Origin of the sequence: Candidatus Magnetaquiglobus chichijimensis (assembly GCF_045865675.1) — a bacterium.
GTDB classification, from domain to species: domain Bacteria; phylum Pseudomonadota; class Magnetococcia; order Magnetococcales; family Magnetaquicoccaceae; genus Magnetaquiglobus; species Magnetaquiglobus chichijimensis.
The window spans coordinates 227,562-254,433 of sequence record NZ_BAAFGK010000005.1; the positions used below are offsets into that span (position 1 = coordinate 227,562).

Annotated in this window: 17 protein-coding genes; 9 read left to right on the forward strand and 8 right to left on the reverse strand. The window is 62.9% G+C overall.

The window, feature by feature from the left end; translation table 11 throughout:
- Positions 1-85: 85 nt before the first annotated feature.
- Positions 86-1,597: a complex I subunit 4 family protein gene (locus ACOY6C_RS14895; RefSeq protein ID WP_420906309.1), complete on the forward strand. Its 1,512-nt coding sequence runs from the start codon at positions 86-88 to the stop codon at positions 1,595-1,597.
- Positions 1,594-3,081 carry a complex I subunit 4 family protein gene (locus ACOY6C_RS14900; RefSeq protein WP_420906310.1) on the forward strand — a complete coding sequence of 496 codons (1,488 nt, stop codon included), beginning with the start codon at positions 1,594-1,596 and terminating at the stop codon, positions 3,079-3,081. The genes ACOY6C_RS14895 and ACOY6C_RS14900 overlap by 4 nt, the downstream gene beginning before the upstream one ends.
- 209 nt (positions 3,082-3,290) lie before the next feature.
- On the opposite strand, the gene ACOY6C_RS14905 is transcribed toward ACOY6C_RS14900, so the two are convergent.
- On the reverse strand, positions 3,291-3,929 hold the full coding sequence (locus ACOY6C_RS14905) for a ribonuclease D (RefSeq protein WP_420906311.1): 639 nt from the start codon (positions 3,927-3,929) through the stop codon (positions 3,291-3,293).
- 140 nt (positions 3,930-4,069) lie between these two features.
- Between ACOY6C_RS14905 and ACOY6C_RS14910 the strand changes: the two genes are divergently transcribed.
- Positions 4,070-5,368: a hypothetical protein gene (locus ACOY6C_RS14910; RefSeq protein WP_420906312.1), complete on the forward strand. Its 1,299-nt coding sequence runs from the start codon at positions 4,070-4,072 to the stop codon at positions 5,366-5,368.
- A 934-nt stretch (positions 5,369-6,302) separates the two neighbouring features.
- Here ACOY6C_RS14910 and aprA read toward each other — a convergent pair.
- From aprA to ACOY6C_RS14940, 6 genes are all read right to left on the reverse strand, one after another.
- Positions 6,303-8,267 carry an adenylyl-sulfate reductase subunit alpha gene (gene aprA, locus ACOY6C_RS14915; RefSeq protein ID WP_420906313.1) on the reverse strand — a complete coding sequence of 655 codons (1,965 nt, stop codon included), beginning with the start codon at positions 8,265-8,267 and terminating at the stop codon, positions 6,303-6,305.
- A 70-nt stretch (positions 8,268-8,337) separates the two neighbouring features.
- Positions 8,338-8,772 (reverse strand): adenylyl-sulfate reductase subunit beta, encoded by a 435-nt coding sequence (aprB, locus tag ACOY6C_RS14920; RefSeq protein ID WP_420906314.1) that lies wholly within the window; start codon positions 8,770-8,772, stop codon positions 8,338-8,340.
- A 157-nt stretch (positions 8,773-8,929) separates the two neighbouring features.
- Positions 8,930-10,147 (reverse strand): sulfate adenylyltransferase, encoded by a 1,218-nt coding sequence (sat, locus tag ACOY6C_RS14925; RefSeq protein WP_420906315.1) that lies wholly within the window; start codon positions 10,145-10,147, stop codon positions 8,930-8,932.
- 42 nt (positions 10,148-10,189) lie between these two features.
- A complete protein-coding gene (locus tag ACOY6C_RS14930; protein WP_420906316.1) occupies positions 10,190-10,804 on the reverse strand; it encodes an XTP/dITP diphosphatase in 615 nt (204 codons plus the stop codon).
- Positions 10,805-11,011: 207 nt separating this feature from the next.
- Positions 11,012-12,820, reverse strand: coding sequence for an ABC transporter ATP-binding protein (locus tag ACOY6C_RS14935; protein WP_420906317.1), 1,809 nt, complete (start codon positions 12,818-12,820; stop codon positions 11,012-11,014).
- A 316-nt stretch (positions 12,821-13,136) separates the two neighbouring features.
- On the reverse strand, positions 13,137-14,906 hold the full coding sequence (locus ACOY6C_RS14940) for an ABC transporter ATP-binding protein (protein WP_420906318.1): 1,770 nt from the start codon (positions 14,904-14,906) through the stop codon (positions 13,137-13,139).
- 117 nt (positions 14,907-15,023) lie between these two features.
- Between ACOY6C_RS14940 and ACOY6C_RS14945 the strand changes: the two genes are divergently transcribed.
- The 6 genes from ACOY6C_RS14945 to nadC all read left to right on the forward strand — a co-directional run bounded on the left by ACOY6C_RS14945 (position 15,024) and on the right by nadC (position 24,522).
- On the forward strand, positions 15,024-16,184 hold the full coding sequence (locus tag ACOY6C_RS14945) for a lytic murein transglycosylase (protein ID WP_420906319.1): 1,161 nt from the start codon (positions 15,024-15,026) through the stop codon (positions 16,182-16,184).
- Positions 16,175-16,990, forward strand: coding sequence for a septal ring lytic transglycosylase RlpA family protein (locus ACOY6C_RS14950; protein WP_420906320.1), 816 nt, complete (start codon positions 16,175-16,177; stop codon positions 16,988-16,990). Before ACOY6C_RS14945 ends, ACOY6C_RS14950 begins: the two co-directional genes overlap by 10 nt.
- A 127-nt stretch (positions 16,991-17,117) precedes the next feature.
- Positions 17,118-18,263, forward strand: coding sequence for a D-alanyl-D-alanine carboxypeptidase family protein (locus ACOY6C_RS14955; RefSeq protein ID WP_420906321.1), 1,146 nt, complete (start codon positions 17,118-17,120; stop codon positions 18,261-18,263).
- Positions 18,264-18,300: 37 nt separating this feature from the next.
- Positions 18,301-20,754, forward strand: coding sequence for a hypothetical protein (locus tag ACOY6C_RS14960; RefSeq protein WP_420906322.1), 2,454 nt, complete (start codon positions 18,301-18,303; stop codon positions 20,752-20,754).
- Positions 20,755-20,899: 145 nt separating this feature from the next.
- Complete coding sequence (locus ACOY6C_RS14965; protein WP_420906323.1) at positions 20,900-23,695, forward strand: valine--tRNA ligase; 2,796 nt, start codon at positions 20,900-20,902, stop codon at positions 23,693-23,695.
- Positions 23,692-24,522 carry a carboxylating nicotinate-nucleotide diphosphorylase gene (gene nadC, locus ACOY6C_RS14970; RefSeq protein WP_420906324.1) on the forward strand — a complete coding sequence of 277 codons (831 nt, stop codon included), beginning with the start codon at positions 23,692-23,694 and terminating at the stop codon, positions 24,520-24,522. Before ACOY6C_RS14965 ends, nadC begins: the two co-directional genes overlap by 4 nt.
- Before the next feature lie 234 nt (positions 24,523-24,756).
- Here the strand turns inward: nadC and ACOY6C_RS14975 are convergent, their stop codons facing one another.
- The gene (locus tag ACOY6C_RS14975) at positions 24,757-26,748 is read right to left on the reverse strand and encodes an ATP-dependent helicase (RefSeq protein WP_420906325.1); all 1,992 of its coding nucleotides are present in this window, start codon (positions 26,746-26,748) and stop codon (positions 24,757-24,759) included.
- Positions 26,749-26,872: the final 124 nt, after the last annotated feature.

A 26,872-nucleotide genomic window follows, 5' to 3' on the forward strand; every position in this document is an offset into this window, starting at 1 on the left:
TCGCGGGGCTCTGCCCCGCCCCCGCCGGGGACGATAATCGCCCCCGGACCCCCGTAACGATGGAACGGCGCTCACCACTTAAACCATGACCATCCACACCATCGATACCCACCTGCTCGGCTGGCTGCAACTCCTGCCCGCACTTGGCGCGCTCTGGCTGCTTTTTGTTCACCGCACCTGGCTGGCCTGGCCCATCGCCCTGACCACCGGCATCGGCGAACTGCTGCTGAGCCTGCGCCTCTATCAAAACTTCGACCCCACCACCAACTGGCAGTGGTATGCCCGCCTGCCATTCACCGATTGGCTGGTTCAGGCATCGGCGGCAGACGGGATCACCGTGCTGTTCGTGCTGCTCACCACCTTTTTGTGTCTGCTGGTGCTGTTTTACGGCGGCCTGGTGCGTCGCTTCCACCACCTGCCACGCTTCTTTGCCGTCGTGCTTGCCTGCGAGTCCACCCTGGTCGGCCAGTTCGCCGCTCTCGACCTGCTCTGGTATACCCTCATGGCCGCACTTCAAACCGGCCTTGTCGGTTATCTGCTCACCAACTGGTCACTCACGGCAGATGAACGACTCGCCAACCAACGCTATTACCAGTTCATGGGCACCAGTCTGCTGCTCATCCTGGCCGCTACCCTCATGCTCGGCTGGCACCACGCGGAACTCACCCATGGCCACTGGTCGTTTGAATTGACCACTCTGGTCCAGGATCCACGCTCCCCCTACCTGCAAAGCGTCATCTTCTACCTGCTGTTCTATGGACTGGCCATCCGCGTGCCCCTCTTTCCTCTGCACGGCTGGCTGCCCCAGGTCATGGAACACGGCACCGTCGCTGCGGCCATGGTGCTGCTGCTGGGACTCAAAACCGGCATCCATGGGATGCTGCGCTTTGTTTTCCCTCTTTTTCCGGATGCCGTCTGGCGCTGGCACGAATTCGTGATCGCCATCGCCGCGTTCGGAATCCTCTATAGCGCACTCCTGGCCCTGGTGCAGAGAAATTTAAGGAAACTGCTCGCCTATGCCGTGGTCAGCCATACCGGCATCCTGGTGATCGGCCTGTTCAGCCTCCATCCGCACGCCTTTCAGGGCAGCATCATGCTCACCGGCTCGTTCGGACTGGCCATCACCACCCTGATGCTGATGGCCGGAATCGTCCATCAACGCACCCGCTCCCTGGCCTTCGAACGGCTCGGCGGACTGCTCTCCCCCCTGCCGTGGGTCGGCATCGCCTTCCTGGTGGCCGCCTTCTCGGTGGTGGGCATGCCCGGCACCCCAGGGTTCGACGCGGTTCATCTGCTCCTGGAAGCGGCTATCGAACGGTTCGGCGCCCTGGTCACCGTGCTGGCCGCCCTTGGGAACGTCGTGGCTGCCGCCTGCCTGCTCTGGGCCTTCCAACGCGCCTTCCTGGCCACCCCATCCGCCCAGGCGCTTCCGCTCGCCTCCCTGCCGCGCGCGACACCGATCGAAAAGGGGTTGGCCACCTTGCTCATCGCCGTGCAACTGGCCTCGGGCTTCAACGCCGATCCGTGGCTCGCCCTGGTGAAAAACAGCGCCCAAACCCTGGCCGCCCCCTTTGTCCACCTCGGAGAACGGCCATGAATACCCTTCCGCTTCTCTCGACCCTGATCGGATTGCCGCTCCTCGGCGCCTTGCTTGCCTGGCTCGCCCCGCAACCCCGCCAGGCACGCGCCATCGCCTTTACGGTGGGGGTGGTCGAACTGCTGCTCTCCCTGATGGTGGTCGCCAGGATCGATCCGAACGTGGCCGGATTTCAACTGCTCGAACGCCACGCCTGGATCCCCTCCATCCACGCCGAATACCTGGTGGGGGTCGATGGCCTCTCCGCACTGCTCCCGACCGCCTGCGCACTCCTGTTCCTGGCCACTCTGATCGCCAATTGGAACCTTACCGGTCGGGCCATGCCCAACCTTTTCCTTGCCCTGCTGTTGCTGCTCGAAGGGGTCACCATCGGCCTGTTCTGCGCCCTCGACGGTCTGCTGTTCTTCCTCTTCTGGGAGCTGACCCTGATCCCCATCCACTTCCTGATCGCCCTGTGGGGCATGGGGCCGAATCGTCGTCACGCGGCAGGCAAATACACCCTCTTCATGCTGGCCGGCGGCGCCGCGCTTCTGTTCGGCCTGCTTTTGACCGCCCTGGCCCAACCCGGACCGGCCTTGAGTTTCGATCTCACCCAGTGGCTGCAACATCCCCTCCCCAAATCTACCCAATGGCCGGTCTTTTTCCTGCTTCTGCTTGGCTTTGGCGTCAAGGTGCCCCTGGTGCCGATGCATGTCTGGCTGCCGATCGTCGCCATGGAAGGTCCGGTCTCCATCTCCGCCATCATGACCGGCCTCAAACTCGGGGCCTACGGCCTGCTGCGTTTTCTTCTGCCCCTGACTTCCGATGTGGCCCGTGATCTGCATTGGCTGCTTGCCGGACTGGCGGTGGTGTCGATCGTCTACGGCGCCCTCTCGGCACTGGCCCAATCCAACCTGCGCCGTCTGCTCGCCTTCTCCTCCATCAGCCACGTCGGCCTGGTGGTGTTGGGTCTGGCCACCCTCACCGTCCAGGGGGTGCAAGGAGCGGTCAGCCAACTGTTCAACTTCGTCCTCACCTCGGGAGGACTGTTTCTTTTGGCCGGTTTCCTCCACACACGCCTCGGCTCCACCGATCTGATCCATCTGGGCGGCCTGGCGCGACCCCTGCCGGTCGCGAGCGGACTGTTCCTGCTGTTGGGACTGGCCAGCATGGGCATGCCGCTCACCTCCGGCTTCCCCGGCGAGCTGCTGCTGCTGATCGCCAGTCTGAAAGCCCATGCCGGCTCCGGCCTGGCGGCTCTTGGCGGGGTGATCCTGGGCGCGGGTTATTTTCTCGGCTTTTACCGCAGGGCCTTTCTTGGCCCGCCCGGCATGAACGTGCCGGAGACCCTGCCGGAACTTCTGGCGCGGGAAAAGTGGGTGCTTTACGCCTTCGCGGCGTTGATTCTGATCCTGGGAATGGTTCCGGAGTGGAGCCTGGAGCTTTCGCGCGCCTCGGCGACCGCCTGGGCGGAGCGGATCGCGCAAACGGGATTGGGGAGGTGATGGGGCACCCTTTTCGTACCGTGGAAATGACGGGATGAATGCGTTGTCATCCAGGGAGAACGCCATTGAGGCGCGAAGAGAGCGTGTGTGCGAGGCCCTGAGGGAGGTCGCGACGCAAAACGATCCTTATCCGGGATGGCGCCGATCCAGTCGCGTGGCAGCGTGCCATGCGCATGGGATCGTCTCCTGCCGGGGCGGAATCCAGGGCATCAGTGATGGGCGAAAATATCCGTCTCTTCCCAGCCGGCCAGATCGAGTGCCACCCGTTGGGGGAGAAAACGCATGCAGGCTTCGGCGAGTTCCATGCGTCCCTCGCGTTTGAGCAGGAACTCCAGTCGCTCCTTGAGCGCCACCAGATGGATCACATCCGCCGAGGCGTAGGCGATCTGTTTGTCGGTGAGCTGTTCGGCGGCCCAGTCCGAGGATTGCTGCTCCTTGTCGAGTTCGATGCCGAGCAGTTCGGCGGTCACATCCTTCAAGCCGTGTCGATCGGTGAAGGTACGGGTCAGGCGCGAGGCGATCTTGGTGCAGAAGACCGGGTTGAGGTCCACGCCCAGCCAGTGTTTGATGGCCGCGATGTCGAAGCGGGCGAAGTGGGCGATCTTGAGCACCTTGTCCGACTCCAGGACCTCCTTGAGGCGTGGCGCCTGAAAGCCGCGGGTTTGCACCAGGGTGATCACCCCATCCTCGTTGCACATCTGCACCAGGCAGAGGCGATCGCGTTTGGTTTTGAGTCCCATGGTTTCGGTATCGATGGCCAGATGGCGGCTCTCCAGATAGATGCGTTGCCGGTCTGGATTCAGATCGTCGAGCAACACAAGCGTCTGTCCGGAGGGTTGGTTGGTCATGTTTTTATGCCCCGCGCGCAAATATGGATGGAGTTGGTATCGTCATGCATCGATAGTATGTGATAGAATAGCGCAAGAGGTTCGGCAAAATCCATGGGTTCCGAGTGAATTTGCAATTCAAGCAAGATGGGGATGGATCGATGGCGGGACGGGACATTTACACGCAAGAACAGCTGGATAAGATTCGCGACATCCTCAAGGATGCCTTGGGGGACAAGGCGCCTCAGGCTTTGGACAACCTTGCCACCCGTTTCGTTCCGGCCCAGGATTTTCCCGAAGAGCCCGGCAAGGGGGGTGCGGGGCGCAAGGGTGGAGGAGCCTCTTCCTCCAGCGGCTCCTCGTATGAGCATCACGAGGAGAAAAAGAGCAACGTCGATGTGGAAGGGGTGATTCAGGAAGGCAAGCTCAAGAAGATGATCGAGGTCTTGGGCAAGCTTCAGGATGACCCGGCCCAGGTACGCACCATGATCGCCGAGATTTTGCGTCATCCCGAGGTCAAGGCTTTTCACATGGTGGATGCCATGTCCCGTGTCACCGGGGATATCGAGCTGGTGAACGCCTTGGCTCATGGCATTGTCTCCCACAAGGGGGTCAATCCGCTCATCGACGGTTTGCGGCATGCCACGATCAGTCCGGAGGCGATGAAATCGTTGGCCATGGGCATTGCCGAGCAGGGGACCATCAACCATGTGATTCGCGCCATTGCCACGGCCCCGCCGGATCAGCCGGATGCGGAGATCATCTGGGCCATGGAGGTGATGGGTCGTGGCACCATGGAGCAGATGTTGGAGGCGATCAAGTTGATGGCCAACGAGTCGCCGGGCACGACGATTTTGGCCACGGGCATCGTCAACCGCAAGGAGGTGGCCATTGAGCCGTTGGTGCGTTCCCTGACCGCGACCAAGGGCAATGCCAAGGCCACGGCGATTTTGGCTGTGGCCTTGACCAAGATTGCCGACACCGCCGCCCTGGTGACTCTTTTGGAAAAATACGTCACCGACGACACGGATGCGGGGGAGATTCTCACGGCCAAGTTGGTGCAGCGCAGTCTGGAGGAGAAGGACAAGACCAAGCCGAAAATGATGGCCCGGGCGGCGCGCATGATGCGTGCGGACTCCATGGCGGGCAAGATTCTGGCCTGGGGGTTGGTGCAGGAGGGGGATCCGATTCAGATGGAGGGGGCTTTCATGCGCATCAACCATGTTTCCGGCAAGCAGATGTTGGCGTGTGGCATTGCCAAGAAGTTGGGTTCCATGAAGGCGTTGCGGTTGTTGGGTGGGGATTATTTCAAGCTGTCCAAGATGCAGGCGGTTGCCGATGCCGCGACGCGCGAGGCCAAGCAGCGGTATGAGTGGGTGATTTATACGTTGTTGGGTGAGTTGCCCCCGTCGCAGAAGCCGGCGATGTCGGCGCGGGAGGCGTTGGCCAAGGGGTTGTGAGGGGGCGGCGGGATCTGGGCGATGCGGTGGGATCTGGGCGATGCGGTGGGATCTGGGGCCAATGCGGTGGGATCTGGTTCCAACTTGGCGGGGTCCAGGGGCCAATGGCCCCTGGTGGGGTTCGGGGCGAAGCCCTGAGGTTTGTCTTTTGACTTTATAGTGTTGGCTTTTGACGTTGATTTTTGCTTTTGACTTTCGCGCGCTTTTCACGATAAGCGATTTTTCGCGTCTTTTGCGAAAAATCGCGCAAGCGCGCGCCGTCTTAAGTGCCCCCTCGGTTGCCCGTCAGGGCGACCGAGGGGGCGATTCGCATGGCTGAAGCGCTCGTCCCTCCGCCGCCTGATCCGATCTCCCATAGCCGCCTTCGGCGGCCCGCTTGAGGCAAGGGTTACCCGTGACGTTTTGCAAAAGAGCAAAACGTCACGGGTAACCAAGGCAGCGCGCAGCGTTTTTTCGCAAAAGACGCGAAAAAACGCTTTTTTGAAGAGCGCGCCAAAACAAGTTTAATTGATGGACCTGTAGAGAGTAGGGATCGAAAGTCAAAGTCGAAAAGGAAAAGTCGTGGGGCGCTGCCCCACCCCCCGCCGGGGACCTTCGGCCCCCGGTCCCCCGCAACGGTTGGAATCCATCTCGACGCCAGCCCATCCCCTCTTCGGCTCCCGGTCCCCCGCAACGGTTGGAATCCATCTCGACGCCAGCCCACCCCCTCTTCGGCCCCCGGTCCCCCGCAACGGTTGGAATCCATCTCGACGCCAGCCCACCCCCTCTTCGGCCCCCGGTCCCCCGCAACGGTTGGAATCCATCTCGACGCCAGCCCACCCCCTCTTCGGCCCCCGGTCCCCCGCAACGGTTGGAATCCATCTCGACGCCAGCCCAAAAAAAAAGGGCGCGATCCCTTCGGACCGCGCCCCTCTTTCCATCCATTCAATCAAACTTACTTCGCAACCAGATCCTTGTGGGCGCGCTTGAACACCGACCACTCACCCGTCTTCGGGTTGATGGTGCTGTTCACGAAGCACTTCCAATTCTCTTCGTCCACGAAGTTGTAGTCCATGTTGTAGTAGAAGCCCGGATAACGGGTCTCCTTGCGGAACAACATGTGACGCAGATGCGCCTCACCCGCGAAGATACGGTGATAGTTCTCCCAGGCGCGCATCAGCTCGTGCAGATCGCGGGCCATCATCTTCTCGGAGTCCTTCTTCAGCTCGGTCAACTTCTTGACCGCGATCTCCATCATGGTGCAGTTGGTCGTGTACATGGTGCCCACGCCAGCCACATACTCGTCCATGATCTTCTGCAAACGGGCCTGCAACATGCGCGGGGTGATGTAGTGAGGATTGACCTCCTCCGCCGTGCTGTAGTCCTTGTGCTCCATGTAGGTGCGAACCGGCTTGTAGATCTCCTCGGCCAGCTCGTTGGCACCCTTGTCCAGGGTCGGAACATAGTCCTTGTGATCCAACACCCACTGCAACACCGACTTGATCGCGATGCGACCCTCGGCATGGGAACCGGAGGAGAACTTGTGACCCGAAGCGCCCACGCCGTCACCAGCCGTGAACAGACCCTTGACCGTGGTCATGCGGTTGTAGTTCTTCTGCCCCGGAACCGGATCCTCACCCGGCTTCGGCGGCTGATCGCCCCACTGCCATTCCGGCGGAGCCAGGTCGGACGGACCCGTGGTCCAGATGCCGCAGCAACCGGAGTGCGAACCCAGGAAATAGGGCTCGGTCGGCATCAGCTCGGAGGGGGTGATCTCCGGCTCGATGTTCTCGCCCGCCCACACACCAGCCTGACCGATGCACATGTCGAGAAAATCTTCCCACGCCTCGGCTTCCAGATGCTTGATCTTCTTCTTGGCTTCCTTGGGACCGAACTCTTCCTCGTAGGAGGCGGCCAGAGCCTGCAACGCGATGTCGGTACGCATCATGATCGGACCACGACCCTCGCGCATCTCCTTCATCATGAGATGGTTGCGCAGGCAGGTGGCCGGGATCTTGGCGAGACCATAAGGAGGATAGTCCTTCAACATCTCCTTGTTGGTGTCCATGTAGACTTCACCGCGACCGTTGGTGGCCTTGGCCTTGAAGAGCAGGAACCAGGCACCCACCGGGCCGTAACCGTCCTTGAAGCGGGCCGGCACGAAACGGTTTTCCATCATGGTCAGCTCGGCGCCGGACTGGATCGCCATGGCATAGGTGGAACCCGCGTTCCAAACCGGATACCAGGTGCGGCCCATGCCCTCGGCCACGGAACGGGGACGGAACACGTTCACCGCGCCACCAGCCACCAAAAGGATCGCCTTGGCGGTGTAGACGTAGATCTTGTCCTCGCGATTGGAAAAACCCACCGCGCCGGCGATGCGATTCTCTTCCTTCGCGTCCAACAGCAGCTTGACGATGAAGATGCGCTCCTGGATGTTTTCCATACCCAGGGCTTTCTTCGCGGCTTCGGCCACGATGGTTTTGTAGCTTTCGCCGTTGATCATGATCTGCCACTTGCCGGAACGGACCGGCTTGCCGCCGTCCTTGAGGGATTTCTCCTCGTCGCCCGGCTGCTTCCAGATCGGCAGACCCCACTCCTCGAACAGATCGACCGAGTTGTCCACGTGACGACCCACGTCGCAGCACAGGTCATCGCGGGTGACGCCCATCAGGTCGTTGGCCACCATGCGGGCATAGTCCGCCGGATCCTGGCCACCCAGATAGGTGTTGATGGCCGACAGACCCTGGGCCACGGCGCCGGAACGCTCCATGGAGGCCTTGTCAACCAGACGGATACGGGTGCCGGGAGGAGCCCAGCGAATCACTTCGTAGGCCGCGCCACAGGCGGCCATGCCACCACCGATGATGAGGATGTCGGTGTCAACGGTCTCGATATCGGGATTACCAAAGCTTCCCATGTCAAACAATCTCCTCTCTGAAGGATCGATATTTAGGTTCTCGGATGCGATGACTCAAAATCCGGCCAGCTTACGCACCAACCTTGGGCAGGTCGGAGGCGGCCAGATTGAAGAAGCCGGGATCGTTCAGCTTGGAGAGATCCGCGGTCGGCTTGCCGGCATAGGGGTCGATCGAACCCTCGGCGGTGGTGCGGATCGGGAACTTGAACCGCTTGACGTTGCCGTTGCGGAACTGGATCGTCCACATGATGGAGTCGGAACCACGCAGCGGGATGACCGCACCGCCCATCGGAACGATGTCGGCATAGGCACGCACTTCGATGGCCTGCTGCGGGCAGATCTTGACGCAGGAATAGCACTCCCAGCACTGATCCGGCTCTTGGTTGAACCCCTTCATCCGCTGCTTGTCGAGCTTCATGAGGTCATTGGGGCAGATGTACATGCAGGCGGTTTTGTCCTGACCCTTGCAGCCGTCGCACTTGGATTGAATGACGAAACTTGGCATGGATGATGTTCTCCTAAGACTTGTTGATGACAAAACTAAAAACAGTTGACTCCGACGGGACCTCCCCGTCCATTCGGTACCTATTTCCCGCTGGGGGGACGCTCCCCGGTCTCCCCAGCGGTACAGCTTTCGATAATACAGCCGCGACGGTTAAAGATCAACCGGTGGCCGCTTTGTGCAGCTTGACCTCGACCTTTTCGCCCTCGTTGAGGGAGGCGTAGTAGGCCTGGAGGATCTTGACCACCTCGGGGCGGCTGAACTCGGCGGGCGGCTGTTCGCCCTCGGAGAGCATTTTGCGCAATTTGGTGCCCGAGAGCAACAGACGATCATCCTTGCCGTGCGGGCAGGTTTTCAGCGAGGCCATGCCCTGGCACTTGTAGCAGTAGAAGGTCCAGTCGATCTTGAGCGGACGGGTGCGCAGATCGGTTTCGGAAACCTTGTCGAAGATGTGCTGGGCATCGAACGGGCCGTAATAGTCGCCCACGCCGGCATGGTCGCGACCGACGATCAGGTGGCTGCAGCCGTAGTTTTGACGGAACACCGCATGCAACAGCGCCTCGCGCGGCCCGGCATAGCGCATCTCCATGGGATAGCCGGCCTGGATGACCGTATCCTTCACGAAGTAGTTGTCGATCAGGGTGTCGATGGCCTCGGCGCGCACCTCCGCCGGGATGTCGCCGGCCTTGAGCTTGCCCAGAATCTGATGGATCAACACGCCGTCCATGGTCTCGACCGCGATCTTGGCCAGAAACTCATGGGAACGGTGCATCGGGTTGCGGGTCTGGAAGGCGGCCACCTGGCTCCATCCTTTCTCCTCGAACAGTTCGCGGGTCTGGGACGGACGCATGTAGATGTTGCCGTACTTGGTCGGGAACTCACCCTCGGAGAGCACCACCACCGGACCGGCGATGTTCACTTCCGGCTGCTCCATCACCTTGAGCACGCCAGGGTGCTCCTTGTCCTCGGTGCCGAACACCGAACGGCACTCCAGACCCTTGTCGATGGTGTATTTCTCGGTGATGGTGATGATGCCGCCGATCTCGCCGGACTCTTCGTCCACCAGGGCGACTTCCTGACCGATCTTGAGGTTGTTGGCCTGGCCGTGGGTGGTGGAAAGGGTGACCGGAATCGGCCAGAACACCCCGGAGGTGAGACGCATGTTCTCGCAGACACCCTTCCAGTCTTCGTGGCCCATGAAGCCATCGAGGGGGGTGAAGGCACCGATGCCCAGCATGATCAGGTCGCAGGCTTCCCGCGAACTCATCTTGATCTGATCCAGATCCTTGGCGCGCGCCTTGGCCTGCTTGAGGGCGTCGCCGGCGAGCATGAGAGGTTTGAGTTCACCACCGCCGTGAGGGGGGACGAGTTTTGACATGTTGATCGAGTCTCCTGGACGAGTAGGATGGTAACGATTCGGTTATGGGACAAGATTATTATTTGGATCAAAAAATTTATGAATGTTCTTGGCCAGCGCCGCCAGGGCGCGTCCCCGGTGGCTCATGGCATCCTTGTCGGCGGCGGGCATCAGCGCGAAGGTGAGGTCGTGTCCGAGGGGGATGAAGATCGGGTCGTAGCCGAAACCGTTGTGACCCATGGGCTGGTCGGCGATGCGACCTTCGACGGTGCCGGTGAAGTGGGCGGTTCTGCCGTTCGGATCGGCCAGGGAGAGCACGCACTCGAAGCGGGCGGAGCGGGGCGCCTGGGGACGTGCGGCCAATTCGTCGAGGAGTTTCGCGACGTTCTGGGCATCGGAAGCCTCGTCGCCGGCGTAGCGGGCGGAGAAAACGCCCGGCGCGCCGTCCAGGCCATCGACCACCAGGCCGGAGTCGTCGGCCAGGGCGGGCAGATTGGTGAAGCGGGCCACGGCGAGGGCTTTTTTGTCGGCGTTTTCGGTGAAGGTCAAACCGTCTTCGACCACTTCGGGGCAACCGGGAAAATCGTCAAGGGAGAACGGGTCGTTCTCCGGAAGAGCCAGAATCCGGCGGATTTCTTCCATTTTCTTGCGGTTGCGGGTGGCGATGACGAGTTTCAAGGGCGCAGCCTGTGCAGTCGGGTGGCAGAATCGATTCCCAAAGACAAATTGCCGCTTATGTTGCCTTGAAGCCTGCAAATTTGTCAACGGATTCCCGGAATATAAATACATTTTTTTCGAGCAAGAAGATGCTTATCCCTTTCGCTCATGCACAAATATTAGAAAATAATAAAAAATTGATCAAAGCTCGTCAAGGGATATTTCATGTTACCGGATCGGCTGCGCGTCGGAGGGGTCCTGGAACTGCAAGGCGTGCAACTGGGCGAACAGGCCGCCGTGGGCCAGAAGGGCTTCGTGGCTGCCAGACTCGATGATCCGCCCCTTGGCGAGCACGATGATCCGGTCCACATGGCGGATGGTGGAGAGTCGATGGGCGATGATCACCGCCGTCCGTCCGGTCATGATCCGCTCGAGGGCCGCCTGGATCAGACGTTCGCTCACCGCGTCCACGGAGCTGGTGGCCTCGTCCAGGATCAGGATCGGCGGATCCAGGGCCAGGATGCGGGTCATGCCCAACAGTTGCCGCTGTCCGGCGGAGAGGTTGCTGCCGCGCTCGGTGAGACGGGCATCCAGGCCATCCGGCAACTGCCGAATGAAGGCCATGGCCCCGGACTCCTCGGCGGCCCGTTCGATGCGGGCCCGATCGATGCGCGGGTCAAACAGGCCGATGTTCTCGGCGATGGTGCCGGAAAACAGGAAGGTTTCCTGGCGCGCCACCCCGGCCCACTGACGCAGAATGGCCAGAGGGATCCGTCCGACCGGGATGCCGTCGAGGGTCACCTGCCCGGATTGGGCCTCGATGGTACGGTTGATCAGCTTGATCAGGGTGCTCTTGCCGGCGCCGGTGGGGCCGACGATGGCGATCCGCTCGCCTGGGGCGATCTCCAGATCGATGTTGGCAAGGATCGTCTCCTCACCATAGGCGAACGATACCCCGGCCAGCCGGATCGCCCCCATCGGGCGGGCGGGCAGGGTCTGGTCGCGCGTCTCGGGGGGATCGACGATGGCGGGTTTCGTGTCGAGCAGCGCGAACACCCGTTCCAGGGCGCTCATCGCCGACTGCATGGTGGTGAACTTGCCGGCCAGGTCGCGGATCGGGAAAAACAGACGCCTCACCGCGTCGATGAAGGCGGTCAACACCCCGATCGTGATCTCACCCGTGGTCATCAGGCCAGCGCCATGCCAGAAAAGAACCGCCACCACCACCGTGGAGGCGGTCTCGACGAAGCTGAACTGAAAAGCCTCCAGAAGATTGCTTTTGTCGGCGTTGGCGCGATGTTCGCGGTTCAAGGCGCCGAACCGCTCCGTGGCCGCCTTTTGTTGATGAAACAACCGCACCACGTCGCGCCCTTCGTTCTCCTCGGTGAGCTTCGCGGTCATGCGGGCCATCAGGAGGGTGCCGTGACGCTGGATCATGCGCATCCGCTGGGTGACGCGAAACGCCACGCCGATCACCACCGGCATCATCAAAAGCACCACCAGCGACAGTCGCGGCGACAGGACCACCATGCCGACCGCGATGGCGATCAAAAGCAGGATGTCGCCGATCAGGTTGATCAACCCGGCGCTGACCATCTGGCTGATCGCCTCGGCATCGTTGGCGATGCGGTTGGTGAGCGCCCCGCTGGGGTTTTTGGCGAAGTAGGCGGCATCCAGGGTGATCAGATGGGCGAAAAGTTCGCGACGCAGATCGCTGATCACCCGCTGACCGAGCCTGGCGTTGATGGTCGATTGCAGATAGCCGCTGACGAACTGAAGCACCCCCAGTCCGGCGAGCAGGGCGAGCAGTCCGCCAAACCCCTCCATGTCGCCGGTGACCAGATGGCGATCGACTGCCATTTGAATCACCAGCGGCTGGGCCAGTTGCGAGAGGGCGCCGATGGGCGGCATGAGCATGGCCAGCATAAGCCAGCCGCGGTGCGGGGTGGCGTAGCTCAGGAAACGGGCCATCAACCGGGCATCCCAGAAGGCGCCGTAACGGGTCTCTTCGGTATCGGCCTGAACGGCGGGCATCATGGCTGGGGAAACCGGGATCGAAGTTGCGTGACCAGAGCGCTGAAGCTGGGAGAGTTCTGCCAGTCGGTCAGTCTGGCCTGCTGCGCGATTCTGGAATGCTCCATTGGCAATGAATGTCTTTTATTCATGATGACAGGGCAAAAACAATCAAGCAACGTGCAGGATGGGGGGCTCCCCCCCTCACCCCCCGTACCCTGGACCTCCCTTCGGGAGTTCCAGGGCAAAATTTGACAGGATGGGGGGCTCCCCCCCTCACCCCCCGTACCCTGGACCTCCCTTCGGGAGTTCCAGGGCAAAAGCCGCGCATGCGCAGACATCATTCGGAAAGGGCCTCCAGGGCCTCGGCGCGGCTCATGGTATCGTGCAGATCCCGATAAAGGGGCGAGGTGGCGAGCAACGTGGCGTGATCGCCGCTGGCCACGATCCGGCCATCATCCAGCAGAAAGATCCGATCGGCCCGTTTCAGGGCGGCGACCCGATGGCAGACCAGAACCACGGTGCGTTGCCGGCTTTCGGCGCGGATGGCGTCCAGGATCCGCTCCTCGGTGCGGGCGTCCACATGGGAGAACACATCATCCAAGAGCAGGATCGCCGGATCGCCGACCAGGGCGCGGGCTAAAGAGGCGCGTTGCCGCTGGCCGCCGGAGAGGGTGATGCCCCGCTCGCCGATCAGGGTGTCGATCCCCTTGGGAAAGCGGGTCGTCTCATCCGTCATGGCGGCCAGTTCCAGCGCCCGTCCGGCGCGCGTCCGATCCGGATCCTCCCGATCCAGGAGCAGATTTTCCAGCAGCGGGGCCGAAAACAGAAAACTCTCCTGCGGCACCATGGCCAACTCGCGACGCAGTTCCGCCTCCGGGATGGTCGCCAGATCCTGGTCATCGAGGAACACCCGTCCCGCCGGCGCCGGGTAGAGCCGGGCGAGGAGCTGCAACAACGCCGACTTGCCGCAGCCGACCCGACCGGCCAGGCCGGTCAGCCCGCCCGCCGGGATCTCCATCGAGATGCCGTGCAAGACCGGCGTGCCGGGTTTGAAGGCGAAATCGAGATCCCGGATCCGGATGGCCCCCTGCCAGCGGGCGGAGCCGGGAGGGGCGTCGGCGATTTTCGGATCGAGAAAGGGTTGGGCGTCCAGCACGCCGCTGATGCGGTCGAGGGCGGCCAGACCCCGTTGCATGACGGTCAGAATCCAGCCAAAACCGACCGTGGGCCAGATCAGCATGGCCAGATAGCCGGAAAAGGCGACGAAATCCCCCATGGTCAACACGCCCGCGGCCACCTGTCCGCCCCCATGGGCCAGGATGATGAATCCGCCCGTGGCCCCGGCCAGCAGCACCATGGGACCAAACAAACTCTGCAATTTGGCGTGGCGCAGGGCGGCTGAAGAGAGTTCGTCGGTTTCGGCGGCGAAGCGGTGGTTCCAGTCGGCCTCGCGGGCGTGGGCGTGGATGGCGGCGATGCCGGAGATGCTCTCCTGGATGAAGCCGGAGAGGGCGCCGAAACGATCCGCCACCACGCGGCTCAGGCGGTACATGCGCCGGGTGAGCAGACGCGATACCCCCATGACGATCGGGATCGGGGCCAGGGTGAGGACGGTGAGCACCGGATCCAGGCCGAGCATCACCGGCAGGGTGGCCGCATAGGCCATGATGACGTTGGAGCTCTGCAAGAAACCAGGCCCCACGAACATGCGCACCGCGCTGACATCCGCGGCGGCGCGGGCCGCCAGGTCTCCGGTACGCTCCCGCTCCAGAAAGGGGAGGTCCAACGAGAGCAGCTTGGCGTGGTAGCGGGCGCGCAGGGCGAACTCCACGTCGCGACCGATGCCGAAAATGCGCGTGCGCGAATGGACGCGGAAAAAGGCGTTGGCCAGGGCCACCCCCACCAGGGCGATCAGGTGGAGATCGATGGGGGCGCGGTTCATCAGGTCTTCGGTGGCCAGTTTCATCAGATAGGGGATGGCCGCCGCGCTGGCGTTGGTGGCCACCAGGAGCAGGAATCCGATGGCCAAAGCCCGCTCCTGACCGGCCAAAAGGGGCAACAGATGCCGCAGACGCACGCGGGTTGCATCGGAAAGGAAGCTTTTCATGGGTCGAACGCATGAAAAACGGTTTTTATTGGTGGCGAATTTTGTATCATGCATCAACATCCATGATGGGGGGAGTCCCCCTTGCCCCTCATCCGTGGCCCTTCGGGTGCTGCTTCCATGGAAAAAAAGGGGATCCTGACTGTCCGCGTGATGAACGAAACCATGCCAAGAAGAGCCCAGCGAATCCAGCATGCACCCGGTCCGGGCCGAGAGCAAGGGATCGCGCGCGCCTCCCAGACTCCGGATGCCGGACGGCGCGCGCTGCTGCGCGGATTGGGTGGAATGGGCGTTCTGGCCCTGGGGTCGTGGGCGTGGTGGAGCCGCGAGGCGGAGGCGACGGAGGCATGGTTGAGCCGTTATCCGTGGCTTGTGCCCTGGATCGAGCAGGATGGTTTCGATCCGGAGTGGCTGGAAAGGCTGCTGACCCCCCTGGAGCCGGATACCAAGGTGCTCCGTCTGATGGATCACCAGGCCGAGGCCAAGCCCTATTTCAAATACCGCGCCATGGTGCTCAACTGGCGGCGCATCGACATTGGCCGGCGTTTGCTGAACCGCCATGGCTCGCTTCTGGCCGAGGTGGAGGCCTTCTACCAGGTACCGCCGGAGTTCGTGGTCGCCCTGTGGGGGCTGGAGAGCGATTTCGGCAACAATCAGGGCCGCTTCAACGTGCTGCGTACCCTGTATACCCTCTCCACCCGCTATCCGCGCCGCGCGGAGTATTTTCAGGGGGAGTTGCGCGCGTTTCTGCTGCTCTGTCGCGAAGAGGGGTGGGATCCGCGCAAACCCAAGGGCTCCTATGCGGGGGCCATGGGCCAGGTGCAGATGATGCCGAGCAGTCTGCGCCGCCATGCCGTGGATTTCAACCAGGATGGCCACCGCGACGTGGTGGGCGACCTGACCGATTCGTTGGCCTCCATCGCCTCGTTTCTCTTCAACCACGGCTGGTGCCCGGAGGCCCCCCTGGTCCAGGAGATCCCCGCCCGTCCGGAACTGGCCACCCTGGTGTCGCCCTCCGCGGCCTCCCGTCGCCCCTGGCGCGAGTGGCGCGAAGCCGGCATCACCTGGCCCGTTCACGAACGGGAACCCGCGCCGGAGGAGGGTTTGGCGCTTATTGTCCTGGAAGAACGGGATGGACCCCGTTATTATATGACCTTCATGAATTTTTGGGTGATCACACGCTGGAATCGATCCAACCGGTTCGCCATGGTGGTGTGTGAGTTCGCCCGTGAGTTGCGCCGGATGGAGAAAGCATGCGGAAACGAGGTTTCTTGGGGCTGAGGGTTTGGCTGCTGATTCTGTTGCTGCTGCCCGCGGCCTGCGGGCGCTTTCCGGAGACCCCGGAGGTCGAATCCCAGCCGAAAAAATCGACCACGATCAAAAAAGGGACTTCCAAGCCCTACGAGGTGTTCGGCAAGACCTACTACCCCCTCACCGAACAGGAGGCCGCCGGCTATGTCGAGGAGGGGATGGCGTCGTGGTACGGTCGCGAGTTCCACGACCGACCCACCGCCAACGGCGAACGGTTCGACATGTTCAAACCTTCCGCCGCCCATACGGTCCTGCCTCTGCCCATGATGGTGCGGGTGACCAACCTGGACAATGGCCGCTCCATGGAGCTTAGGGTCAACGATCGCGGTCCGTTCATCGACAACCGTCTGATCGACCTCTCCTTCGCCGCCGCCGAACAGCTCGGCTATGCCCAGAAAGGTTTGGCGCGGGTGCGCGTCGAGGCCCTGGGCATGCTGACCAGGGCCGAACCGGCGGAGATCCCGCGCAAGCGTCCGGACGCCCCGCCTTCGCCCATGCCACGCCGCGAAACCGTGCATGACACCCCGTGGAAAGAGGGGGGCGGCGGCAAGGATCACTACATTCAGGTCGGCTCCTTCGGACGCTACGAGAATGCCCAGGAGGTGGAGCGGCGCTTGCGCAATGTCGGCAAGCCCAAGATCATCAAAAGCTCCATCGGCGCGCGCATCATGTACCGGGTGCGGTTGGGACCGTTCGCCACCGTCGAGCAGGCCGAACGGGTGGAGCGCGCCATCCGCAAGTTGGAGATCGGCGAGGCCGTGATCATCCGGGATTGAGGATGAACCGGGGTGAGAATTCCATGAACAACCGTAACAACCGTGTGAGTCGCCAACCGTGGTCGCCATGAGAACTGAGCTTCAATTTGACCGTGAAACCTCCGCATCGGGGTTGCGCGGGTGGGGGATGGGTCCCCATCGTGCCATTTCGTGGGTGGTCATGCTGTTGCTGATGCCGTTGCTGGTCGGCGTGGCGTTGGCCGCGGACGAGGCCCCCCCCAAGGTGCGCGGCACGGCGGGCCTGTTGGGAGATATCGACTCCGGACGGGTCATCCATGCCCAGGATGTGGATACACGCCTGCCACCGGCCTCCCTGACCAAGGTGATGACCCTCTATCTGATCTACGAGGCCCTGGCCGCCGGCACGGTGAAGCTCGACGCCGAACTGCTGGTGAGCGAAAACGCCTGGCGTACCGGTGGCTCCAAGACCTTCGTCAAGGTGGGCGACAAGGTGAAGGTGGAGGATCTGATCCGCGGCATCGCCATCCAGAGCGGCAACGATGCCTGCGTGGTGATGGCCGAACACCTGAGCGGTTCCGAGAGCGCCTTCGTCGCCAAGATGAATGCCAAGGCGGTGGAGCTGGGGTTGACCAACACCCATTTCACCAATGCCACCGGTCTGCCGGATCCCGAACACTACACCTCGGCGCGGGATCTGTTCACGCTGGCGGTGTCCCTGATGCGCAAGTTCCCGCAATACAGCCATTACTCCCAGGAAAAACAGTTCACCTTCAACGGTATACGCCAACACAACCGCAACAATCTCCTGTGGCGCGATCCGATCGTCACCGGTCTGAAAACCGGTCACACCCGCGAGGCCGGCTATTGCCTGGTGGCCACCAGCGACAAGGAGGGGCAACGTCTGGTGGCGGTGGTGATGGGCGCGACAACCCGCAAGATCCGCGAGGATGATGCCTTGCGCCTGATCCATTACGGGAACAGGATGTTCGAAACGGTCAAGTTCTTCGACGCCAAGGCGACGGTGCGCAAGTTGCGGGTGTGGAAGGGGACCGAACGGGAGGTGGAAGGGGTCGTCAGCGAACCGTTGGTGGTGACCGTGCCGCGCAAGGAGCGGGGTTCGGTGGAGGTGGGGGTCTCCTACGACGAACCGTTGGTGGCCCCGATCCAGACGGGTCAGAAGATCGGCGCCGTGGTGGTCAAGGCGGGCGGCAAGGAGCTGTTCACCCGGGATCTGGTGGCGGGCAACGCGGTGGAGCGCGGCAATGTCTTCCGGGTGATGTTCGATTCGGTGCGCGTGACGCTCGGATGGTGATTCGTCCGCAAAGAGGCGATAAGGCGGAGTGAAGGCGATGTCTGGAAAAAAGAACAAAAAGAAAGAGTCCCAGTCGGATGAGACCGAAGGCCCCTTTGGGGGCACCTTCCTGGGAACGGATACGTCGCACGCTCCGGAGGATCATGCCGGTCCCTCGATGGAGGAGATTCTTGCCTCGCTGGAAGATCTGCTGGATGGGGATGACGAGGGGTTGCTGATGGAGGCGGGCGAAGCAGGTCCGGAGCCTGGATCCGCGGTCCCCGGAACCGAACCCGCCAAAGTGGAGCTGGAATCGGTGTTGGACGAGAATGCCCTGGCGCGCGAGGGTTTGGCGATGGGAGGCGACATGAAGCTGGAAGAGACGGCTGAACCCAAGGTGCCGGAGATGGATGGGGTGCCGATGGATCTGGATGACGAGGAGCCCCTGGATCTGTCCGGCATGGAGGTGGCGCTGTCGTTCATGGATCATGCCGCCGATCCGGATGCCGGCGAGGCGTCCGACGGCGAGGAGGAGCACGGTCACGACCATCATGACCATCCGCATCCGCATGAAGGGGAGTCGGATCTGGACGAGGCGTTTGAATCGGACGAGGAGTTCGGTGCCGAGGCCGAGGGATCCGCAGCGCTGGCGGAGGATCCGGAGGTGGATCCGGACTTCGAGGCGGGTGGCGATTTCGAGGAGGAGGAGTCGGCCACGGACGAGGCGCTGAATCCGGATGAGGCGCTGGAGGCCGAGATCGAGGCGATGGTGGACGAGGTGATGGAGGCCGGGCCGGAGCTGGATGAGGAGCCCGACGAATCGGAACGGGTCGAGGAGAGCGCCGGGGAGAGCGGGGAAGCGATCGCCGTCGCGCCCGAGTTGGCGGAAGAGATGCTGGAGGCCGAGATCGAGGCGGTGGTGGACGAGGTGATGGAGGCCGGGCCGGAGCTGGATGAGGAGCCCGACGAGCCGGAGCTGGTCGAGGAGATCGCCGAGGAGGAGCCTGTCGCCGAGGAGGATCTGGTCGAGGAGATCGTCGAGGAGGAGCCTGCCGCCGAGGAGATCGCCGGGGAGGAGCCTGTCGCCGAGGAGATCGCCGGGGAGGAGCCTGTCGCCGAGGAGATCGCCGAGGAGATCGCTGAGGAGGAGCCTGCCGCCGAGGAGATCGTCGAGGAGATCGCTGAGGAGGAGCCCGTTGCCGAGGAGGATCTGGTCGAGGAGATCGCCGGGGAGGAGCCCGTCGCCGAGGAGGATCTGGTCGAGGAGATCGCCGGGGAGGAGCCTGTCGCCGAGGAGGATCTGGTCGAGGAGATCGCCGGGGAGGAGCCTGTCGCCGGGGAGCCTGTCGCCGAGGAGGAGCCTGTTGCCGAGGAGGATCTGGTCGAGGAGATCGCCGGGGAGGAGCCTGTCGCCGAGGAGGAGCCTGAACCGGAAGTCGAGCCCGAATCCGAACCGGCAGCCGAAGAAGAGGATGAGGAAGAGTTGATGTTGGCATTGGGTCCGGCGCTCACGCAGCCCGAATCCGAACCGGAAGCGGAAGTTGCTGCCGAGGAGGAGCCCGTCGCCGAGGAGGAGCCTGTCGCCGAGGAGGAGTCTGTCGCCGAGGAGGAGCCCGTCGTCGAGGAGGAGCCTGTCGCCGAGGAGGAGTTCGTCGCCGAGGAGGAGCCTGTCGCCGAGGAGGAGCCTGTCGTCGAGGAGGAGTCTGTCGTCGAGGAGGAGCCTGTCGCCGAGGAGGAGTTCGTCGCCGAGGAGGAGCCTGTCGCCGAGGAGGAGCCCGTCGCTGAGGAGGAGTCTGTCGCCGAGGAGGAGTTCGTCGCCGAGGAGGAGCCTGTCGCCGAGGAGGAGCCTGTCGCCGAGGAGGAGCCCGTCGCTGAGGAGGAGTCTGTCGCCGAGGAGGAGTTCGTCGCCGAGGAGGAGCCTGTCGCCGAGGAGGAGCCTGTCGCCGAGGAGGAGCCTGTCGTCGAGGAGGAGCCCGTCGCCGAGGAGGAGTTCGTCGTCGAGGAGGAGTCTGTCGTCGAGGAGGAGCCTGTCGCCGAGGAGGAGCCTGTCGCCGAGGAGGAGCCTGTCGCCGAGGAGGAGCCTGAACCGGAAGTCGAGCCCGAATCCGAACCGGCAAACGAAGAGGAGGAGGAAGAGCTGGTGTTGGCATTGGGTCCGGTGCCCACGCAGCCCGCGTCCGAACCCGCTCCGACCCCCGAGCCGGAAGAAGAGCCGGCCCCCGCCGAGCCCGAGCCGGCCCCCGCCGAGCCCGAGCCGGCCCCCGCCGAGCCCGAGCCGGCCCCCGCCGAGCCCGAGCCGGCCCCCGAACCCGCCCCGGCCCCGAAGCCTGCCGCCCCGTCGCCGTTCAACGTGCGGGAGGCCATGGATGCCAGTCCGATGCGGGCGGCGATTCGCGACCAGGTGGAGGAGGTGGCCCGTTCCTGGATTCGCGAGGTGTTGTCCGAGCGGTTGCCGGTACTGCTCGAGGAGGTGATCCGCGAGGAGTTGGAGCGGCTCAAGGGCGGGCGCTGAGAGCCGGGTCAGCCGGAACGGCGTGCGCTGAACGAAATGGGTAACACGAAAGAAGGTTTGACCTTCAGATCCGCACCGGGGGCGATTACCGCCCCCGGATCCTTTTGCAGACCTGCTTGAAAATCCGAAAGAGTCAAAAAACATCATGTCCGAATCGACCTTGCCTAAAGCCTACGATGCCGCCAGCGTGGAGAGTCGCTGGTACGCGCTCTGGGAGGAACGGGGCTATTTCGCCCCATCCAACACCCATCCGGATGCGCCGCCCTACTGCATCATGATTCCGCCGCCGAACGTGACCGGCAGTCTGCACATGGGACACGCCTTTCAAGACACCATCATGGATGCCCTGATCCGGCAACGGCGCATGCGTGGGGGTCCGGTGCTCTGGCAGACCGGCACCGATCACGCCGGCATCGCCACCCAGATGGTGGTAGAGCGTCAGTTGGAGGCCGAGGGGAGCAGCCGTCACGATCTGGGGCGGGCGCTCTTTCTGGAGCGGGTCTGGAAGTGGAAGGGGGAGTCGGGCGGGACCATCGTGCGGCAGTTGCGGCGTCTGGGGGCCTCCTGCGACTGGAGCCGCGAACGGTTCACCATGGATCCGGAGCTTTCCCACGCGGTGCGCGAGGCCTTCGTGCGGCTGTACAACGAGGGGTTGATCTATCGCGGCAAGCGGCTGGTCAACTGGGATCCGGTGTTGTTGACCGCCGTCTCCGACCTGGAGGTGATCTCCGAGGAGGAACGCGGCTTCTTGTGGCATCTGCGCTATCCGTGGGCCGAGGGGGATGGTTACGTCGTGGTGGCCACCACCCGTCCGGAGACCATGCTCGGGGATGTGGCCGTGGCGGTCCATCCCGACGACGAACGGCATGCCCATCTGGTGGGGCGGGAGTTGATCCTCCCCCTGACCGGACGGCGCATCCCGGTGATCGCCGACACCCATGTGGATCCGGCCTTCGGGACCGGTTGCGTCAAGATCACCCCGGCCCACGATTTCAACGACCACGAGGTGGGGGCCCGGCATGGCCTGCCGGTGATCAACATCTTCACTCCGAACGCCCGCATCAACGATCAGGCCCCGGAGCCCTATCGCGGTCTGGACCGTTTCGTGGCCCGTCAGAAGGTGGTCGAGGATCTCAAGGATGCCGGCCTCCTGGAGCGGATCGACGACCACAAGCTGATGATCCCGCGTGGCGATCGCACCAAGGCGGTGTTGGAGCCGTACCTGACCGATCAGTGGTTCGTCAAGGCCGCGCCCCTGGCCGAGGAGGCGATTCGCGCGGTGGAGGATGGCCGCATCCGTTTCATTCCCGGCAACTGGGACAAGACCTATTTCGAATGGATGCGCAACATTCAGGATTGGTGCATCTCGCGGCAGATCTGGTGGGGCCATCGCATTCCGGTGTGGTATGGTCCGGATGGCCATCCGTTCGTTTGCAACTGCGAGGAGATGGTCTACGAGATGGCCGCCGAGCACTATGGCCAGATCGTGAAATTGACCCGCGATCCGGATGTGCTCGACACCTGGTTCTCCTCGGCCCTCTGGCCTTTCGCCACCCTGGGCTGGCCGAAGAAAACCCCGGAGCTGGCCCGCTACTATCCCACCGACGTGCTGGTGACCGGCTTTGACATCATTTTTTTCTGGGTGGCCCGGATGATCATGATGGGGTTGAAGTTCACCGGCGAGGTGCCGTTCCGTGAGGTGTACATCACCGGTCTGGTGCGTGACGCGGACGGCAACAAAATGAGCAAATCCAAGGGGAACATCCTCGATCCGCTGGATCTGATCGACGGCATCGACCTGGAGAGCCTGGTGGAGAAGCGCACCCGCGACATGATGCAGCCGCAACTGGCCGCCAAGGTCGCCGCCGCCACCCGTGCCGAGTTTCCCCAGGGGATTCCGGCCTTCGGCACCGATGCGTTGCGTTTCGCCATGGCGGCGCTCGCCGTGCAGGGACGTGACATCAAGCTTGATCTGGCGCGGGTCGAGGGGTATCGGAACTTCTGCAACAAGCTTTGGAACGCCGCCCGTTTCGTGCTGATGAACGTCGAGGGGCATGCGCTCGCCGGTCCGGTCGCGCCGCGCACCTTGCCGGATCGCTGGATCCTCTCCCGGTTGCAGAAGGTGATCGCGGCCATGGACGCGGCCATGGAGCGTTATCGTTTCGACGAGGCCGCCGCCGCGCTGCATCGTTTTCTGTGGGGCGAGTTTTGCGACTGGTATCTGGAGATGGTCAAGCCGGTGCTCTACGACGACGGGCTGGCCGAGACCGACAAAAACCATACCCGCCGGGTGATGGTGACGGTGTTGGACTCCTCCTTGCGGCTGTTGCATCCGTTGATGCCGTTCATCACCGAGGAGTTGTGGCAGAAGGTCGCCCCCTTGATCGGTCGGGGCGGAGCCACGCTCATGCGCGCCCCCTGGCCGGTGGTCGAGGCCGGATTCGAGGACGAGACCCTGGAGGCCGAGGCCGAGTTCGTGATGGCCCTGGTGACTGCGGTGCGCAACGTGCGTGGCGAGATGGACATTCCGCCCGGTCGGCGTTTGCCGGTGTTGGCGAGCGGCGAGCCGGAGGCCTTGGCGATCTTGCGGCGTCACGAGGGGTTGATCGCGGTTCTGGCCCGTCTGGAGGGGTGGTCGGAGTTGACCGGCGAGATTCCGGAGGGGGCGGCCACGGCGGTATTGCCGGGGATGCGCATTTTCATCCCCCTGGCCGGAATCATCGATCCGGCGGTGGAGATCGCCCGTCTGGAAAAAACGTTGCAAAAGCTGGAAACCGATCTGACGCGGGTGACCGGCAAGTTGAGCAATGCCGGTTTTCTGGCCAATGCCAAGCCCGAGGTGGTGGCCGGCGAGCAGGCCAAGGCGCGTGAATTCACCGAAAAGCGGCAGGTGCTCGAGGATGCCCTGGCGCGCATGCGGCGTTTGGGAGGGGTGGCATGATCGATCGCAACGGGCGAAAAATCGTGACCCGTGCCCTGGAGATGGATATCGGGCGTGGTGATCTGACCAGCGAGGTGCTGGTGGATGATCGACAGACCGGACGTGCGGTGTTGTGGGCGCGTCAGGAGCTGGTGGCCTGCGGTCTGCCGGTGATGGCCGAGGTCTTTTCCCAGGTGGATGGTCGCATTCGTCTGGAGCCGGCCTGTGTCGAGGGTGCGGTGGTGGGTGCCGGGGAGGCGATCTGTCGGGTCGAGGGGCCGGCGCGCGGGATCTTGACCGGTGAGCGGGTGGCGTTGAATTTTTTTCAGAACCTTTCCGCCATTGCCACGGTGACCCGTCGTTATGTCGAACGGGTGGCCGGCACCAAGGCGCGGGTGGTGGACACGCGCAAGACCACGCCGGGGTTGGGTTCGATGCAGAAATATGCGGTGCGCACCGGTGGTGGCCATAATCACCGTCTGGGTCTGGACGATGGCATACTGGTGAAAGAAAATCATCTGGCGTTGGCGGGTGGGATTACGGCTGCCGTGGCCCGGTTGCGGGCGCGGGTGGGTCATCTGCACCGCATCGAGGTGGAGTGCGAGACGTTGGCGCAGGTCGAGGAGGCGTTGGCGGTCGGGGTGGAGGTGATTTTGTTGGACAACATGGATCTGGCCGGGTTGCGGCGTGCCGTGGCCTTGGTGGCGGGACGGGCGATTCTGGAGGCGAGTGGCAATGTGACGTTGGAGACGATTCGCGGCGTGGCCGAGACCGGGGTGGATCTGATTTCCGTGGGGGCGTTGACCCACAGCGCCGGGTCGGTGGATGTGTCGTTGCGGGTGGAGTAGGGGGGATGTTCGCGGGAACGCTTTGCCAAAGGCGCGAAACGTTCCTGCGGCCAAGGCGGCGCGCAGCGATTTTCACAAAAGACGTGAAAATCGCTTGTTTGAAGAGCGCGCTAAAAAACAAGAAAAATCAAATTAAAACCTTGGAGGCGCTGCCTCCAAACCTCTGCCGGGGACCTTCGGCCCCCGGTCCCCCGTAACGGTTTTTCGGGGACTTTCGGTCCCCGGTCTCCGTCCCTATGAATAGAATGGCCTCCTTGGTCTCGGAATCCCCACCCCACGTCGCGCCATCACCGGCGCCTCACGCTTCTGAATGGTTTCGGGGGGAATTTCCTTGAGAAACCGCGACGCAATCGCCGGCTCCAACCGCTGAAACAACCGCCGCGAACGGGCGTGACTCAAAAACAACCGCTCCTTGGCCCGCGTCATGCCCACATAGGTCAAACGCCGCTCCTCCTCGACCGCTGCCGCGCCACCCTCCTCGACCGCCATCTTGTGCGGCAACAAACCCTCCTCCAAACCGGCGAGAAACACCACCGGGAACTCCAAACCCTTGGCCGCGTGCAAGGTGGAAATCACCACCCGATTGATGCCATCATCCCGACGCTCGGTTCCGGGTGGATCGGCCTCGAGGGCGGCACGCTCCAGAAAGCCGCCCAGATCATCGACCTGGGAGAGGAAAATACGCAACTCCGTCAGGTTCTCCCGAATGTCGTTGCGCCGTTCCTCCAACTCCACCGCATCCTTGTAGCCGGATTCGTCCAACAGATGATCCAACACCGCCACCGGATGCTCCACGTCCAACATCGCATGGGCCGCGTCGATCAACCGGACAAAGGCACTCAACTTGCCCATCGCCGCGCTGCCCGAACCCTTGAGCCCGATCAGATGCCGCGCCCCCTCCAACAACGACCCTTCCACCTCGCGGGCCGCGGCCAGAATCTCCTCCAACGCCTTGGGCCCGAGCTTGCGACTTGGGACGTTGATGATGCGCTCGAAAGCCAGATCGTCACGGGACGAGTAGGCCAGCCGCAGATAGGCCACCGCGTCCTTGATTTCGGCGCGATCCATGAACCGTAAACCACCGCTGATCCGATAGGGGATGTTGTATTCGTGGAAAGTCTGCTCGAAGAGTCGCGTCTGACTGGAGGTGCGTACCAAGACCGCCATGTCGTTGAAAGACTTTTCCGGCACCAGGCGCAGGATCTCGCGGGTGACGTGACGCGCCTCGTCCTCCCCGTCCTCGGCCACATGGATGGTGATCGGCGCACCCTCCTCCCCCTCGGTCCAGAGGGTTTTGCCCTTGCGACCCAGATTGTGATCGATCAACCCACCCGAGGCGCGGAGAATGTTCCCCGTGGAACGATAGTTCTGCTCCAGGCGGATGATGCGGGCATTCGGGAAATCCTCTTCGAATTTCAGGATGTTGTCCAGCCGCGCCCCGCGCCAGCTGTAGATCAGCTGATCGTCGTCGCCCACCACGCACAAGGAGGAATCCGCGGCCAGACGCCGCATCCAGTCGTATTGAACCTTGTTGGCATCCTGATACTCGTCTACCAGAATGTGGCGAAAACGCTGCCGGTAGGCATTCAGCACCTCCGGGGAACGGTCCCAGAGTTTGAGACAGTTGGAAAGCAGATCTCCGAAATCCATGGCGTTCAGACGGCGCAGCTCATCCTGATAGGCGGCGTAGAAGTCGCTGACGCGCATCAGATCCCGAGAGAATTTCAAACGGGTTTCGGCCAGATCCTCGGGACCGAGCCCGTCATCCTTCCATCGGCTGATCGAAGAGGCGAGCCGCTTGGGGGTCCAGTAGGCATCGACCATCTCGCGCTGCTCGGCGAGCCGTTTGATGAGCCGTTGCTGATCCGACGAGTCCAGGATGGTGAAGAGACCGTCGAAGCCGATCCGCTCCCCATGGGCACGCAGCATGCGCGCGCCCATGCCGTGGAAGGTGCCGACCCACAAACGCCGCGCCACCGTTTCGTCGAGTCCCAGAAGCTGGACGACCCGCTCACGCATCTCCATGGCCGCCTTGTTGGTGAAGGTCACGGCCAGGATCTCGCCGGCGCCGGCCTCGCCCTGATACAACAGACGCGCCAGCCGACGGGTCAGAACCCGCGTCTTGCCGGATCCGGCGCCGGCCAGCACCATCAGGGCGCGTTCCGAGGCCATGACCGCCTGTTGTTGGGGTTCGTTGAGGTTTGCGAGAAAATCGATGTTGGTCACGAAGGGGTCGCCGATCAAAAAGCCAAGAGAAGGGTAAAGTCCGAGGCGGCGGGTGCCGATACAGAGGCTTAACGGGAATCAAAACCTCCCGCGATATCGTAATTCTTATAAATCCTTTTGAACC